Source organism: Homoserinimonas sedimenticola, from assembly GCF_026094475.1.
Lineage (GTDB): Bacteria > Actinomycetota > Actinomycetes > Actinomycetales > Microbacteriaceae > Homoserinimonas > Homoserinimonas sedimenticola.
The window spans coordinates 230317-245759 of record NZ_JAPELL010000002.1 but is presented as its reverse complement, the minus strand read 5'-3'; the positions used below and the strand labels follow the sequence as shown (position 1 = coordinate 245759).

The window sequence follows — 15443 nt, the reverse complement described above, 5'->3', positions numbered from 1 at the left end:
GCACCTGAGCACCGCCCATCACCGAAGGAAGAGACATCATGACCGCCTACCAGGACGACATCGAGGCCATCACTGCCCTCAAGGAGCAGCACGGAAGCAGCTGGGATGCGATCAACCCCGAGTCCGTCGCTCGAATGCGAGCGCAGAACCGCTTCAAGACGGGCCTCGACATCGCGAAGTACACGGCCGACATCATGCGGCGTGACATGGAGGAGTACGACGCCGACTCCTCCGTCTACACGCAGTCGCTCGGCGTGTGGCACGGCTTCATCGGCCAGCAGAAGCTGATCTCGATCAAGAAGCACCTCAAGAGCACCAACAAGCGCTACCTCTACCTCTCCGGTTGGATGGTCGCGGCCCTGCGGTCGGAGTTCGGCCCACTGCCCGACCAGTCGATGCACGAGAAGACCGCCGTGCCCGCGCTCATCGAGGAGCTCTACACCTTCCTGCGTCAGGCGGATGCCCGTGAGCTCGACCTGCTCTTCACGCAGCTCGACAACGCCCGGGCCGCTGGCGACGAGACCTCGGTCGAATTCATCCAGAACCAGATCGACAACTACGAGACGCATGTCGTGCCGATCATCGCCGACATCGACGCGGGTTTCGGAAACCCTGAGGCGACCTACCTGCTCGCAAAGAAGATGATCGAGGCCGGAGCCTGCGCCATCCAGATCGAGAACCAGGTCTCGGACGAGAAGCAGTGCGGCCACCAGGACGGCAAGGTCACGGTGCCGCACGAGGACTTCATCGCCAAGCTCAACGCCGTGCGATACGCCTTCCTCGAGCTCGGTGTCGACAACGGCGTCATCGTGGCGCGTACGGACTCGCTCGGCGCCGGCCTGACCCAGAAGATCGCGGTGACGCAGGAGCCGGGCGACCTCGGCGACCAGTACAACTCCTTCCTCGACGTCGAGGAGATCGCGGATGGCGAGCTCGGCAACGGCGACGTCGTCATCAAGCGCGATGGCAAGCTCCTGCGCCCCAAGCGCCTCGCGAGCAACCTCTACCAGTTCCGTCAGGGCACGGGCGAGGAGCGCTGCGTGCTCGACTGCATCACGTCGCTGCAGAATGGCGCCGACCTGCTGTGGATCGAGACGGAGAAGCCGCACATCGGTCAGATCGCGGGCATGGTGAACGAGGTTCGCAAGGTCATCCCCAACGCGAAGCTCGTCTACAACAACAGCCCCTCCTTCAACTGGACCCTCAACTTCCGCCAGCAGGCGTACGACGCCATGGCGGAGGAGGGCAAGGATGTCTCGGCCTATGACCGCGCCAACCTCATGAGCCCCGAGTACGACGAGACGGAGCTCGCGCAGCTCGCCGACGACCGCATCCGCACCTTCCAGCGGGACGCCTCGGCGCAGGCGGGAATCTTCCACCACCTCATCACGCTCCCGACCTACCACACGGCCGCGCTGTCGACGGATGACCTCGCCAAGGGGTACTTCGCCGACCAGGGCATGCTCGCCTACGTCAAGGGTGTGCAGCGCCGTGAGATCCGCGAGGGCATCGCAACCGTCAAGCACCAGAACATGGCCGGCTCCGACATTGGCGACAACCACAAGGAGTACTTCGCCGGCGACGCCGCGCTCAAGGCCGGTGGCAAGAACAACACGATGAACCAGTTCTGATCTGCTGAGCTACAGCATGAAGCCCCGGCCGCTCGGCCGGGGCTTCATGCTGCCTCCCCACGCGCCAAGCGACGAGTCAGGAACGCAGGGCCGCCGCCGCCCACTCGAGCGCGACATCCGTATCGATCCCCAGCTTTCGGATGCTCTCGGCGTACTCCCGTGCCGCCTGCTGACCGCGCTGCTCCACGACGTCGCCCTGTGCCGCGACGAAGGACCCGGCCCTGCCCCGCGTCTCGATGATTCCGGATGCCTCGAGCTCGCGATACGCACGCGCGACCGTGTTCGCGGCGATCCCCAGATCGATTGCGAGCCCTCGCACGGTGGGCAGTTTCGCCCCTGCCGCGAGTCGCCCGCTGCTCACCTGCTCGACCACCTGATCGCGCAGCTGTTCGAAGGGCGGAACGGAGGAGGAGGCGTCGATGCGGAACACGGCTACTTCTTCATCGACTCGTAGATCTCCTTGCAGGTGGGGCAGACGGGGAACTTCTGCGGGTCGCGCCCCGGCGTCCACACCTTGCCGCACAGCGCGATGACGGGCCTGCCCGTGAGCGCCGACTTCATGATCTTGTCCTTGTTGACATAGTGGGAGTAGCGCTCATGGTCTCCCTCGTCGAGCTGCTCCTGGAAGAGGAGCTCTTCGAGCTCGCGGTCCAGGGTGTCGGTGCCGCCGCCGGTGTGCTCTGTGTCGCTCATACGCTCCATGGTAAGCGTTGGCGCCAGCCCACAGGCGGGTCAGTTGCGCAGGGTGAAGGCGAGCAGCTCGGGGGCTTGGCGAGAGAACACGCGCGCACCAGCGGCAATCCCGAGAACCAGCACAAGCAGCCCGACCCCGATGCCCGCGAGGAGCGAGTAGAGACCCCAGTCGCCGCCCTCCGCGAGCTCCATCCCGGCAAGGAGGAGCGAGGGAAGACAGGCGAGGACGATCAGGAAGAACGACACCGCCTGCCCTGCCGCGCTGCCCGAGGACTGCGGTTGCGCGAAGGGGCTGGCGCCGGGGCGCACAGCGGCGTAGGGCATGCGCGCGGACAGGTAGCTCGAGATCCCCACTCCCGAGAACACGGCCGAGATGCAGACCCCCAGCATCGAGGGGAAGACCGTCCAGTCGCCGTAGAGCAGCACCGAGATGGGCGCGAGCAGGGCGATCACCACGATGCCGAGCGCGAGGACGGGGATGGCGCGACCGAGGCGGTCGGCCCAGCCCGGGACATTCGCGGCGATGTGCATCCAGAGCGCGGAGCTGTCGTGAGCAAGATCGTTGTGCAGCAGCCACCCGATGAAGAGACAGGCGACCGGGAGCGGCACGAGGGCGAGATTCTGCCACCAGACGCCGATCACGAGGAAGGGCACGATGACGGCGAGCGAGATGACGGGGATGACCGCGAGCGCCAGCTTGTATCGCCCATCTCGCACCCAGTAGCTCAGGCTACGCGCGGCGATCGCGCCGGCCGCCGTCCGGGGCATGACGTCGAACCAGCCGAGCCCCCGCCCGGCCACCTCGAGGCTCGGGTCGACACCGCCACGCGTGCGCAGCATCCGTGCGACGAGGGCGTACCAGAGGAGCCACAGCACCGCGAGGAACAGCAGCGCGAGCGTGAGCTTGCCGAGGGCACCGTCGATGTCACCCGCGGCAGCGTCGGCGGGCGCGGCCCACGCGAGGCCGAGTGGCGATGCGCCGACCGCGGAGGCGGCCTCGGCGACACGTTCGGCGAGCGAAGACTCTCGCATGCCGAGCGCGAGGGAGAGCGCGAAGGGCAGGCCGCTCAGCAGGGCGAAGACACCCAGGAGTCCCGCCATTTCGCGCAGCCTGCGCGCGGAGAAGACGATTACCGCGAGCGAACGGGTGAGTCGCGCGCCCAGAACCGTGGTCGCGATGATGAGCACGCCCGAGAGCACCGCGACGAGGGCGACCCCCGGATGCGCGGACCACGCGAGCACATAGGCGAGGACCGTGACGATGAGAAGCACGGAGGGAACGCTGATGAGGGCGCTCGCGGCGAGCCCCCGGGCGACGATGCCCGCGCGCAACCCGAGCGGCCCGAAGACGCGCGGGTCGGCGATGTCATCGGGCACCGTGAGGAGGGGCAGCAGCAGGAACCCGAGGGTGATGAGAGCGCCGCTGAGGATGCCCCGGGTCGCCGCCTCCCCCAGCGCGAGCTCCGAGATATCGGCAAAGGACTCGATCGCGTAGCCCGTCAGCACGAGCCCCAGCGCCAGCAGGATCGCAAGCCCCAGCAGCTCTGTCGGGCGTCGACGGAGCGAATGCGAGAACTGCGCGAGCCTCAGTCGGAGAAAGAGCGCAACCACTCCATGTCCTCCCCGGGCTGCAGCTCGCCGATCATGCTCACGAAGCGATCCTCGAGCGAGATGTCACCCCGCACACTCTCCGTCGTGCCGCTCACGAGCACGCGCCCCTCCGCGATGACGGCGACCGAATCGCACGCGCTCTCGATCAGGTCCATGCTGTGGCTCGACAGCACGACTGTGCCCCCCGCCCTCGCGTAGCGCCGCAGGATGTCGAGGACGGTCGCGACCGAGACCGCATCGACCGATTCGAAGGGTTCGTCGAGGATGAGCAGCCGGGGAGAGTGGATCATGGCGGCCGCGAGCGCGATCTTGCGCGTCATGCCGGCCGAGTAGTCGGTGACGAGTCTGTCCTGCGCGTCGTCGAGATCGAAGGCGGCGATGAGCTCTCCCGAGCGGGCCACGACGGTGTCGCGGTCGAGCCCGCGGAGCATGCCGGAATAGTAGAGGAGCTGTCGGCCAGTCAACCGATCGAAGAGCAGCAGACGATCGGGCAGGATGCCCATGTCCCGCTTGGCGGCGGCAGGGTCCACCCACACGTCGCGGCCGCTTACGAGCACGGAGCCCTGATCGGGGCGCAGGAGCCCCGTCACCATCGAGAGCGTCGTGGTCTTGCCCGCACCATTGGGCCCGACGAGGCCGAAGATCTGCCCACCCCGCACCTCGAGATCAACCCCGTCGACGGCGACGGTGGAGCCGTAACGCTTCACGAGGCCCGAGACCGACAGCACGACGGGGGCATCCGTCTGCAGCGGCACGGCGCTGCGCGGCCGCTCACTCTGCCTCACGCCGGCGGTGGTGGCTGCGGATGTCACGGCGCCCGCCTGCGCGGTGACACCGTCCGGTGTGAGGGTGTCGACGACGGGCTCAGCCTCACCGGGGCTTCTCGCCTCGAGTTGATCGATCAGGAGGTCGAACCGCGAGAGCGCCTGCTCGATCGAGAAGGGGGTCGATTTGGCAGCGGGCTCCTGTGTCACCGCTCAACCGTACCAACGGTGGCGAGGAAGCAGCACGGGGTGGACGGTTTTGTGTCGCAGTTGGGTCACGAAATGTGCACAGTGCGCTGTGAACCCGACCGTTTGCACACGAGTCTCGGTAGCCTAGATCCCAGCACAACGAGGTGTCCTGTCCTTCGCCGCCGGGTGAACGGAACCTGAACAGAGCGACAAAGCGTCCCCAAGTCACGCCGGGGCGCACGTGCAGGGGTTCCCAATACCGCGGCCATACTCTTCACTCGTCTAAGGAGACAAACTCGTGAGCACCCAGATCGTGATCCTCGCCGCCGGCATGGGCAGCCGCCTCGGGCGGAGCCTGCCCAAGTCCCTCACCGAGCTGAGCGACGGCCGCACGATCATGCAGCAGCAGTTCGACAACATCCATCACGCCTTCGGCCCCGCCGCCAAGGTCAGCATTGTTGTCGGATACAAGCTCGAGCACATCATCGAGGCCTTCCCCGAGGCATCCTTCGTCTACAACGAGCAGTACGACGTGACCAACACCTCGAAGAGCCTCATGCGCGCCCTCCGCGCGTCCGCGCCCGGTGGCGTGCTCTGGATGAACGGTGACGTCGTCTTCGACCCCGAGGCTCTCGAGCGCGCGGCGAAGCTCGTCGCCCGCGAGCAGTCCTTCGTCACGGTCAACACCGCCAAGGTGTCTGACGAGGAGGTCAAGTACACGACCGACGCGCAGGGCTACATCCGCGAGCTCTCGAAGACCGTCGCCGGCGGCCTCGGCGAGGCAGTCGGCATCAACTACGTCTCGCGCGACGACAAGGCGGCGCTCCTGCGCCAGCTGGGCCGCGTCGGCGACCAGGACTACTTCGAGCGCGGAATCGAGCTCGCGATCGAGCAGGACGGCCTTCGCTTCGAACCGATCGACATCTCCGACCTGTACGCGGTCGAGGTGGACTTCGCCGAGGATCTCGAGCGCGCCAACCTTCTCTTCCGCTGAGCCGCGGAGGGCGGACGCGCCCCGATCGCGGGGGCTGCGCAGCCGCGACCCAATACGATAGGCGGGTGCCCGTCAGCCCCGCCCCGCGACCGCAGTGGTCGCCTGTCGAGCGCTATCGGCGCTCGCTCTGGCTGCTGACGGTGCGCGACCTCCGAGTGCGCTACTCCACATCCGCGCTCGGCTACGTGTGGTCGATCCTCGATCCGCTCGTGATGGCCTCCATCTACTGGTTCGTCTTCACGCAGGTATTCGAACGTCCCGTGGGCGAAGAGCCCTACATCGTCTTCCTGCTTGTCGCACTGCTGCCGTGGATGTGGTTCAACGGAGGCGTCTCTGACAGCACGCGCGCCTTCATCCGTGAGGCGAAGCTCGTGCGGTCGACCAAGCTGCCCCGCACGATCTGGGTCAACCGCATCGTGCTCTCCAAGGGCATCGAGTTCCTCGCGAGCATTCCGGTGCTGGCGGTATTCGCGATCGCCACGGGCGCGCAGCTGCACTGGCAGGTCGTGCTGTTCCCGCTCGCGGTCGTGCTGCAGGCGATGCTCGTGATGGGCATCGGCCTGATCGTCGCACCGCTCGTCGTCTTCTTCCGCGACCTCGAGCGAGCAACCAAGCTCGCGCTGCGCTTCCTCTTCTACGCCTCCCCCATCATCTACGGCATCACCGACCTGCCCGAGGGGTTGCACTTCTGGGCCTCCTTCAATCCGCTCGCGGGGATCTTCTCCCTCTACCGGGGGGCGTTCTTCCCCGAGCAGCTGGACTGGCAGACCATCGGCATCGGGGCCGCGATGAGTGCCGCCTTCCTCGTGATCGGCCTTCTCGTGTTCCGGCGCACGGAGCGTGCCGTGCTCAAGGAGATCTGATGGCAGCAGCATCCGAATCGCGTCCGGCCGTCATCGATGTGACGGATGCCGGCATCCGCTTCAAGCGCAACCGCCGTGCGCGTCGCAGCTTCAAGGACCTCTTCGCGGGCCGCGCCCGCCGCAGCCGGCCCGGCGAGTTCTGGGCTCTGCGGAACGTTGATTTCTCGGTGTCTGCGGGCGAGGCGATCGGTGTCGTCGGCCGCAACGGGCAGGGCAAGTCGACGCTCCTCAAGCTTGTGGCCGAGGTCATCCTGCCCGATGAGGGGTCTGTGTCGGTGCGCGGAGGTGTCGCGCCGCTCATCGAGATCACAGGCGGTTTCGTCGACGATCTCACGGTGCGCGACAACGTCTTCCTCACGGCGGGCCTGCACGGGATGTCCCGAGCCGAGATCGAGGAGCGATTCGACGAGATCATCGAGTTCGCTGAGATCGGCGACTTCCTCGACACCCCCTACAAGCACCTCTCCAGCGGGATGCGCGTGCGCATCGCCTTCGCCGTCGTCACCCGACTCGAGGAACCGATCCTGCTGGTGGACGAGGTTCTCGCCGTGGGCGATAAGGCATTCCGCGAGAAGTGCTACCGGCGCATCGAGGAACTGCTCGAGGGTGGGCGCACCCTCTTCTTCGTCTCCCACAACGAGCGCGACCTCAGGCGCTTCTGCACGCGCGGGCTCTACCTCGACAAGGGACGCCTCGTGCTCGATGCCCCCATCGACGAGGTGCTCGAGCGGTACAACGCCGACTACAACTCCTAGTCGCTTGCACAGTCGCGCGGGCAATCGGCCCCGGCGACTCGCGCAGAGCGGATCCTCACGCTCGTCGGCCTAGCATTGAACACCCAGCAGAAGGAGGCCGTCGTGACGGAGCAGGAACACATCACTACCTCGCCCACGATGGTGGTGCGCGGCTTCGACCGGCTCATCACGACACAGCGGCCCGCCGTGCTCGCCCACGTGCGAAACGTGCGGCGGCGGCATCCGGATGCTTCGCCGGAGGAGATCATCCGCATCCTTGAGAAGCACTACCTCTCTGCGGTTACGGCGGGCGGCGCCGGCGTCGGCGCAGCGGCCGTCGTCCCCGGTGTTGGCACTGGGGTCAGCCTCGCCCTCACGGGCGTGGAGACGGGCGTCTTCCTCGAGATGAGCGCCCTCTTCGCACAGTCCGTCACCGAGATCCACGGCATCGCCGTAACGGACCCCGACCGCGCACGCACCGTCGTGATGGCGATGATGCTCGGCACGAGCGGCGCCGAGCTCGTGCGGAACCTCGCTGCACAGGCGACGGGGCGCGGCGTGCCCCGGACGGCCTTCTGGGGAGACGTCATCGGCCGCTCCGTGCCGCAGGCCTTCGTGGGGCCCATCGCCGATCGGGTCAAGCGCGCCTTCATCGGCCGCTTCGCGCGCAACACCTCGGCCGGTGCCGTCGGCCGGCTCCTGCCCTTCGGTGTCGGCGCTGTCGTCGGCGGCACCGCGAACCACCTCCTCGGGCGGCGCATCGTCGCTGCGTCGCGTCAGGCCTTCGGGCCGGCCCCGGCCGTCTTCCCGCCCAACCTCGAGCAGGTGAACCCGCCGCGACCGCGGCCGAGCGTCCGCCTGCCGAAGGTTTCGCCGCTCCTCATCCCCCTGCGCCGTCAACTCCCCGCCGCTCCCAGCAGCACTGCCGCTGAGAAGCCGGATGCTGCTGCCGAGCGATCCGGCGAAGCTTCCTGACTGGGGTGCCGAGCGTCACTCCGTGCCGGGCGTGACCTCGTCGTCCTCGTCGCGCGTGAAGGGGTCCGCCTCCCGCTCGAGACGGTCGCCCCGGTGGATGGCCGCGTGCCGCTCCCACTCCCCCATGAGCTGTTCGACGGCGGCGTGGAAGCGGGCGGTCGCCGCACCCGGGGTCGTATCCCCGAAGTGGCGGCGCACCCAGTACCGTAGGGTCTCGAGCGCCGCTTCGTCCTCGCTCACCCGCTCGACGTGGGTGACGACATCCGCCGCCTCCTCCGCCGAGAGCCACTCGGCCGCCCCCAGGTAGCCTTCCGCGTCCACGTCAGCTTCGGGCGAGGAGGGGCGCGTGACGAGGAGCGGCTTGCCGGTCGCGAGCCGGTCGTAGATCATCGCCGAGATGTCGGTGATCGCGACATCCGCCGCTGCGAGCTGCCAGCCAAGCGTCGGACCGTCGTCGAAGACGTGCTGCGCGGTCGGGTCGGCGGTGTTGGCGGCCGCGATCGCCGCGATGATGGTCTCGTTCGCCGCCTTTGTGGCCGGGTCGAGCACGCCCGTGCGCGGATGCGGACGGTACACGAGCCGGAAGCGCGGGTCGGCGAGAAGCGCCCGCGTGAGGGCGACGCCGTGCGAGGCGACCGAGCCGTAGGCCGCTGCAGCGCGATCACCCTCCCAGGTGGGTGAGTAGAGCACGACAGTGCGCTCGTCGGGCGTGTAAGGCAGCTCGCCCGCCATGTGGTCCGCCTGAGGCCGGCCGATCTGGATCGTGCGACGGTCGACATCGAAGGCCCACAGTTTACGCGCCAGGCGCTCGTGGGCGGCCTCCCCCGCGATGAAGCTGTAGTCGTAGGCCTTGAACTGGTTGGTGGTCATGTACATCTTGTCGGACTCGCCGTGGTTGATGAACACGTGCCACATGCGCCCGTAGCGGAACATCTGGAAGTTCCGGGCGTTCTGATTGACGTAGAAGACGATGCGCAGGTCCTGCTCGGCGACGAACTTCTCGAGGTCGACCACCTTGCGCGCATACACGACGGGCACAGGCGCCTCGTCGAGCAGCCGCAACATCGTGCTGGGGGTGCGCGCGATGATCGCTACGGGCCAACGCTTCGAGAGCTCCGCGAGCGGGGCATACCACTGCCGCACCTGGTACATGTTGACTGCGGCATCCGCGAAGTAGACGGCGACCTGGATGCTGCCTGCCTGCGGCTTCGACGCGGCGGGAAGCCTGCGCGTCAGCTCATTGCGGGTGCGTCGCCCGCGGAGGAGATTCCTGAGCAGCCGGCGGGCAGTGGTGATGTCGTTGCGCAGCGGCATCAGACCATTAAACCAAGGGAGGCCTGCCGGCGCGGGCCATGCGCCACACCGTTACCCACTTGATGCGGCGGCGCCCCTCGACAGGGGTGCGCAAGCCCTCCCACCAACCGCCGAACCACGCCTTCAGCGCATCGGAATTCCTCGCCCAACGCAGCACTTGGATGCCCGTCCAGCTGCCGACGTAGAGCGGCGCGATCAGCCACGGCAGGTTGCGCTTCGCAAGCCACACGCGGTTGCGGGCGTTGAGCCGGTAGTAGTACGAATGCCGCGTCTGCTCGATCGCGGGATGGTGTGCGACGAGGTCACCCGCGTACCAGGTGCGCAGGCCCTGGTCCCACACCCGCCACGCGAGCTCGATGCCCTCATGGGCGTAGAAGAAGGGCTCGGCCCAGCCGCCCGTCGCGTCGAAGACCCTCCGCGGCATCACGAGGGCGCCCTCCCAGACCGAGAAGACGTTGCCGGAGGCATCCGCCTCGCCCTTACGGATCCGCGGCACCCAGCGTCGCGGATTCGTGACACCCGAGGGGTCGACGACGCGGGGCTGCACGAGACCGATCGACGTGTCTGCAGACATCAGAGCGATCGCGTCGGCGAGAAAGCTGGGGGACGGCACGCTCGCGTCGTCGTCGAGGAAGAAGAGCCACTCCCCCTCCACCTCGCCGACGCCACGATTGCGTCCGGCGGGGATGCCGAGATTCTCGGCGAGACCGAGGGCGCGCACGCCCTCCGGGAGCCCTGTCGGCTGCCAGCCGTTGCCGACGACCACGATGTCCAGGGAGACCGCCTCCTGGGCGAGCACGCTCGCGAGCCCCTCGGCGAGTTCCACGGGACGCGTGCCCTGCGTGAGCACGACGACGCCGACGGTCGGCAGCACGGTCACGCCCGCACGCGCCGCGACGCCATGATCGCCACGAAGTGCCCCGCAAGCGCAAGTGCCGCAAGCGGCACGAGAGCCATGAGGAGCGCCCGGTCGGCAAGCTGGGGTCCGATGAAGAGCCCCACGATGGCGGCCGCGAAGACGAGCATCGTGAGTTCGACGGAGTGATAGAGCCGGTGGAAGGGCACGAAGCGGGCGGCGCGGCGCAGGGTCGCGACGAGACCGGGCCGGGGTGCCGACTCCTCCCTGCGATCGGCGAGCTTTGGCAGGCCCGCGTTGGCGCGGGCGACGTGCACCATGTCGTTGAGCGCTTTGTTGAGGATGATCAGGACCGAGAGCAGGAGGCCCAGCGTGGTCCAGAAGAAGTCCTCCGGTGCGTCGAAGGGGTACCCGGCCGCACGGATGCCGAGGACGATCGGGATGAGTCCCTCCGTCGTGTAGTGCCCCACCTTGTCGAGGAATACGCCCGCCGGGGAACTCGTGCCGCGCCACCGTGCCACTTCGCCGTCGCAGCAGTCGACGAGCATCTGCAGCTGCCCCATGACGAGCGCCAGCAGGGCGCCCCCGATCCCGGGCACGAGGAGCGACAGGGCTGTGCCCCAGCCGACGAGGATCATGACGCCCGTCACGCCGTTGGCAGAGATGGAGGTGCGCAGCAGCACCCAGGTCAGGTAGGGCGAGAGATCGCGCAGGTAGAGCGACGCCGTCCAGTGCTCCGCGTTGGCCCGAAGGCGCACCTCGGGCGGCTGGGCGACGGCCCGCAGCTCGGCGATCGACTGGGGCCGGCCCCGCTCCGAGCCCATCACCGACCCACCTGCGCGGTGATGTTGCGGCTGAGCTTGAGGAAGCCCAGCACGAAGCCCGTGCCCCAGGCGAAGTGGATGCACGGGAGCACGATGAGATACCAGGCGGCGGAGCGCGGTCCCTCCTTGCGCAACACGGGGATCGCGGCGGCGACGACGAAGAGGGCATACAGCGCCGGGATCACGAATGCGGCGCTGAGCCACGATTCCGTCGCGAGGCCGATAATCCCGAGGATGATCCCCAGCAGGATCCCCGTGACGGCGAGGGGCGGCACGAAGTAGCGCAGGCCGTTCTCGCTCGGGAAGCGGCGCGCGAGCTCCCCGCGCCAGATGCCCGTCGCGACGAACTGGCGGATGAGCTTCACAAGACTCGACCGCGGACGATAGACGACCTTGAGCGCCGGCGTGAACCAGACGGTGCCGCCCGTGGCGCGCAGCCGACGGTTGAGTTCCCAGTCCTGCCCGCGCTTGATGCCCTCGTCGAAGAGCCCCACCTCGAGCAGGCGGTGACGCCGGAACGTGCCGAGGTAGGCCGTCTCGGCCGGCCCCTCCTGCCCGCCGACGTGATGAGGCGTGCCGCCGAGCCCCGCCTTCGAGCCATAGGCGTGCGCGACCGCACGCTCGAACGCCGTCGTGCCCTCCGCCTGCATGATTCCGCCCACATTGTCGGCCCCCGTGCGCAGGAGCGTCTCGACCGCGATGCGCGTGTAGTCGGGCGGCAGCACGGAGTGGGCGTCGACCCGCACCACGACGGGGTGGTGCGAGGCGCGGATGGCCGCGTTGAGCCCGCCCGGCGTGCTGCCGAGGTCGTTGGGGATGCTGCGGATGCGCGGGTCCTCGGCGGCGAGCTGCTCGATCACCCGGTTGGTGCCATCCACGCTGGGGCCGAGCGCGAGCACAATCTCGCACTCGCCCGGATAGTCCTGAGCCGTGAGGCTCAGCACCGCGGCCTCGATGTGCTCGACTTCGTTGAGCACCGGCATGACATAGGAGACACCGGGGTGTTCAGCGGACTCTCGCGGCATGCTTTCCAGTCATCACAGATTCGGAGCCAAAAATGGGGACGACCCCAGCCCACGACCGGTGTCGCGGGCTGGGGTGAGCCTATCAGCAGGGTGCCGACGACCGCCCTCAGCTGAGCTCGCCGAGCGTGACGGTGACGGTGTTGCGCTCGCCGTCTCGCACGTAGACCAGTTCGGCGGACTCGCCGCCCGCGAGCACCCGCACCTGCGCCGTCAGGTCGGTCTTGCCGGTGATGGGCAGGCCGTTGAACTCGACGACGACGTCACCCTGTTGCAGACCGGCCTGCTCGGCGGCCCCGCCCTCGGTGACCGTTTGAATCGAGGCGCCGACGACGTCGCTCTCCACCGAGGTGTCGTCCGTGACATCCGCCACCGTCGCCCCCAGGAGGCCGTGGCTGGCCGTTCCGTCCGCGATCAGCTCGGAGGCGACGCGCTGGGCGAGGTTCGAGGGGATCGCGAAGCCCACGCCGATGCTTCCCGCCGTCGACGCGCTCGAACTGCCCGTGCTCGCGATCGCGACGTTGATTCCGATGACGTTGCCGTCCTCGTCGAGGAGCGCGCCCCCCGAGTTGCCGGGGTTGATCGCGGCATCCGTCTGGATCACGGGGAGAGCGATCGTGGTCGTCGCGGTCGTGCCCTGGCCGGGCTGGCCGTTGTCGAACTCCCAGAAGTCGAAGGGGCCCCAGCCGTCGGGGTCGGGAGTGGCCTCGGGCTGCTCCTCCGTCTCGGGCGCGGCGGAAGACGCGACCGTGATGCTGCGGTTGAGGGCACTCACGACGCCGCTCGTGACCGTGTTGGCAAGGCCGAGGGGCGCGCCGATCGCGATCGTCGTGTCTCCCACGTTGAGCTCGTCGGAATCCGCGAACTCGGCGGGCTGGAACTCCACATCCGCATCGACCTTGACGACAGCGAGGTCTGCGATGGGGTCGCTGCCGACGAGGGTCGCGTCGAAGAGACGGCCGTCGTAGGTCTGCACCTGGATCGTGGGCGAAGCCTCCGCGCCGCTCAGGGTCGCGACGTGAGCATTCGTGAGAATGTAGCCGTCCTCGGAGAGGACCACGCCAGACCCGCTGCCGCTCGCGGAGGCGCCAGCGACCTGAAGGGTCACGACAGACGGGGCGACGGTCGCGGCGACACCGCTGATGACCGTCGCGTTGTCGACGTCATTGATCATGACGTTCGTGCCGACGACGCCGCTCTGGCTCGTCGGAGCAGAGCGGCCGTCAATCGCCGCGTAGACGCCGGCACCGACGCCACCGCCGAGGAGGGCGGCGATGGCAGCGACAGCGATCATGCCGACGCCGACAGATCGCTTCGGCTTCTCAGGAGCCGCGGCGGCATCGCGGTCGCCCAGCCCCGCCGTCCGAGCGTCACTCGCGGCGGTGGGCGCCGAGGCAGCGTTCGGTGTGCTCGTCGCGGTGCCCGCACCAGCGGGAAGAGAGGAGGCAGGCGCGGCGGCGACGGGCGCGCCTGCGGGGGGCGCATCCATCTGGGGCGCATCTGCCGCGGAAGCTGTCGTCTCGGGAGTCATCGACACGGGAGCGTCCGGTGGAGTGGGGTCCTCCGTGCGGTGCTCCGGCTGACCCTCTGCCGCCTCGCGGGGGGTTTCGTCGTGGTTCTCGGGCCTGTCGGTCATGGTGGCTCCTTTCGCGTGTTCCCAGCGTCCACGCTCAAGCTATGCGAATCCTATGGGCGGGCTCGGAGCCTGCCGATCCTTTGCTGCGGTCGTCTGCTGCCCTCCACGGTAACCTCGGAAGCATGGCAGGTGGCCGACAATGACGATTCCCGGGCCGTGGTCCCGCAGCGCCAGGGCCGCCCTGCTCCTCGACGACTCGGGCGCGCTGAGCCAGACGATCTTCGCCGAGATGACGATGCTCGCGACCGAGCACGGCGCCATCAACCTGGGCCAGGGCTATCCCGACGAAGACGGCCCCTCCGAGGTGCTGGATGCCGCGAGACAGGCGATCCTCGACGGCGTCAACCAGTACCCGCCCGGCGTCGGCCAACCCGTGCTGCGCGAGGCGGTCGCCGCTCACCAGAGACGCTTCTACGACCTCGAGGTGGACCCAGAGCGTGAGGTCATGGTCACGGCGGGGGCGACCGAGGCGCTGGCCGCGACGATCCTCGCCCTGACCGAGGCCGGCGACGAGGTCGTTACCTTCTCCCCCTTCTACGACTCCTACGCCGCGTTGATCGGGCTGACCGGCGCCCGCCACCGTACGGTGCCGCTGCGTGCGCCGGACTTCCGACCCGACCACGACGAGCTGCGCGCCGCCGTGAGCGATCGCACCCGAATCATCCTGATCAACGACCCCCACAACCCGACCGGCAGCATCCTTGACCGCGAGACCCTTCAGCTGGTCGTCGAGCTGGCGCAGCGGCATGACGCCGTCATCGTGACGGATGAGGTGTACGAGCACCTCGTCTTCGACGGTGGACACAGGCCCATCGCGACACTGTCGGGTGCCCGTGAGCGCACCGTGACGATCTCGAGCGGCGGCAAGACCTTCAACACGACAGGCTGGAAGGTCGGCTGGTTGACCGCCCCCGCTCCCCTGCTGCAGGCGATCCTCGCCGTCAAGCAGTACCTGACCTATGCGAATGCCGCGCCCCTGCAGCCCGCCATCGCCGTGGGGCTCGGGCTCCCGGACTCCTACTTCTTAGGGCTCACCCAGACCCTGCGGCGGCGGCGCGACCTCCTCGCGCAGGGTCTCGCGGCGGCAGGCATGCAGCCCTTCCTCCCCCGCGCCGGCTACTTCGTCGTCGCAGATGCCGCATCCCTCGGCGTCAGCGACGCACACGAGTTCTGCCGTTCCCTGCCCTCCCGCATCGGGATCGCCGCCGTCCCCCTGACCGCTTTCGTGCATCCCGAGGACCGTGCGGAGGTGGCCACTCTCGTGCGTTTCGCCTTCTGCAAGCGTGACGACGTCATCGCCGAGGCATCCGCCCGCCTGCTTCGGCTGCGCGACTAGG

15 protein-coding genes are annotated in these 15443 nt (G+C 68.3%); 6 read left to right on the top strand and 9 right to left on the bottom strand.

Translation table 11 applies throughout. The features are described from left to right. The first annotated feature begins 38 nt into the window (after positions 1 to 38). Positions 39 to 1631, top strand: coding sequence for an isocitrate lyase (locus OH146_RS12360; protein ID WP_265161235.1), 1593 nt, complete (start codon positions 39 to 41; stop codon positions 1629 to 1631). A 76-nt stretch (positions 1632 to 1707) separates the two neighbouring features. Here the strand turns inward: OH146_RS12360 and OH146_RS12355 are convergent, their stop codons facing one another. The 4 genes from OH146_RS12355 to OH146_RS12340 are packed head-to-tail and all read right to left on the bottom strand — an operon-like array spanning position 1708 to position 4909. Continuing rightward, the gene (locus tag OH146_RS12355; RefSeq protein WP_265161233.1) at positions 1708 to 2061 is read right to left on the bottom strand and encodes a GntR family transcriptional regulator; all 354 of its coding nucleotides are present in this window, start codon (positions 2059 to 2061) and stop codon (positions 1708 to 1710) included. Between the two features lie 2 nt (positions 2062 to 2063). Further along, positions 2064 to 2324 carry a DUF3039 domain-containing protein gene (locus OH146_RS12350; protein ID WP_265161231.1) on the bottom strand — a complete coding sequence of 87 codons (261 nt, stop codon included), beginning with the start codon at positions 2322 to 2324 and terminating at the stop codon, positions 2064 to 2066. Between the two features lie 39 nt (positions 2325 to 2363). Then, positions 2364 to 3935 (bottom strand): ABC transporter permease, encoded by a 1572-nt coding sequence (locus tag OH146_RS12345; protein ID WP_265161229.1) that lies wholly within the window; start codon positions 3933 to 3935, stop codon positions 2364 to 2366. After that, a complete protein-coding gene (locus OH146_RS12340) occupies positions 3911 to 4909 on the bottom strand; it encodes an ABC transporter ATP-binding protein (RefSeq protein ID WP_372508504.1) in 999 nt (332 codons plus the stop codon). Before OH146_RS12340 ends, OH146_RS12345 begins: the two co-directional genes overlap by 25 nt. Before the next feature lie 277 nt (positions 4910 to 5186). On the opposite strand from OH146_RS12340, the gene OH146_RS12335 reads away from it, so the two are divergent. From OH146_RS12335 to OH146_RS12320, 4 genes are all read left to right on the top strand, one after another. Beyond that, a complete protein-coding gene (locus tag OH146_RS12335; protein WP_265161227.1) occupies positions 5187 to 5882 on the top strand; it encodes a phosphocholine cytidylyltransferase family protein in 696 nt (231 codons plus the stop codon). Positions 5883 to 5947: 65 nt separating this feature from the next. Next, on the top strand, positions 5948 to 6745 hold the full coding sequence (locus OH146_RS12330; protein ID WP_265161225.1) for an ABC transporter permease: 798 nt from the start codon (positions 5948 to 5950) through the stop codon (positions 6743 to 6745). Continuing rightward, positions 6745 to 7500 (top strand): ABC transporter ATP-binding protein, encoded by a 756-nt coding sequence (locus OH146_RS12325; protein ID WP_265161223.1) that lies wholly within the window; start codon positions 6745 to 6747, stop codon positions 7498 to 7500. The genes OH146_RS12330 and OH146_RS12325 overlap by 1 nt, the downstream gene beginning before the upstream one ends. 102 nt (positions 7501 to 7602) lie before the next feature. Further along, complete coding sequence (locus OH146_RS12320) at positions 7603 to 8454, top strand: hypothetical protein (RefSeq protein ID WP_265161221.1); 852 nt, start codon at positions 7603 to 7605, stop codon at positions 8452 to 8454. A gap of 15 nt (positions 8455 to 8469) precedes the next feature. Here OH146_RS12320 and OH146_RS12315 read toward each other — a convergent pair whose 3' ends face one another. The 5 genes from OH146_RS12315 to OH146_RS12295 all read right to left on the bottom strand — a co-directional run bounded on the left by OH146_RS12315 (position 8470) and on the right by OH146_RS12295 (position 14106). Beyond that, the gene (locus OH146_RS12315; protein WP_265161219.1) at positions 8470 to 9768 is read right to left on the bottom strand and encodes a CDP-glycerol glycerophosphotransferase family protein; all 1299 of its coding nucleotides are present in this window, start codon (positions 9766 to 9768) and stop codon (positions 8470 to 8472) included. 7 nt (positions 9769 to 9775) lie between these two features. Beyond that, positions 9776 to 10648, bottom strand: coding sequence for a glycosyltransferase family 2 protein (locus OH146_RS12310; RefSeq protein WP_265161217.1), 873 nt, complete (start codon positions 10646 to 10648; stop codon positions 9776 to 9778). Further along, positions 10645 to 11448, bottom strand: a complete 804-nt coding sequence (locus OH146_RS12305; protein ID WP_265161687.1) for a CDP-alcohol phosphatidyltransferase family protein — start codon at positions 11446 to 11448, stop codon at positions 10645 to 10647. Before OH146_RS12305 ends, OH146_RS12310 begins: the two co-directional genes overlap by 4 nt. Beyond that, positions 11448 to 12473 carry a glycosyltransferase family 2 protein gene (locus OH146_RS12300; RefSeq protein ID WP_265161215.1) on the bottom strand — a complete coding sequence of 342 codons (1026 nt, stop codon included), beginning with the start codon at positions 12471 to 12473 and terminating at the stop codon, positions 11448 to 11450. Before OH146_RS12300 ends, OH146_RS12305 begins: the two co-directional genes overlap by 1 nt. Before the next feature lie 106 nt (positions 12474 to 12579). After that, a complete protein-coding gene (locus tag OH146_RS12295) occupies positions 12580 to 14106 on the bottom strand; it encodes a S1C family serine protease (protein WP_265161213.1) in 1527 nt (508 codons plus the stop codon). A 139-nt stretch (positions 14107 to 14245) separates the two neighbouring features. Here OH146_RS12295 and OH146_RS12290 point away from each other — a divergent pair, with 139 nt between their 5' ends. Next, on the top strand, positions 14246 to 15442 hold the full coding sequence (locus tag OH146_RS12290) for an aminotransferase class I/II-fold pyridoxal phosphate-dependent enzyme (RefSeq protein WP_265161211.1): 1197 nt from the start codon (positions 14246 to 14248) through the stop codon (positions 15440 to 15442). Position 15443: the final 1 nt, after the last annotated feature.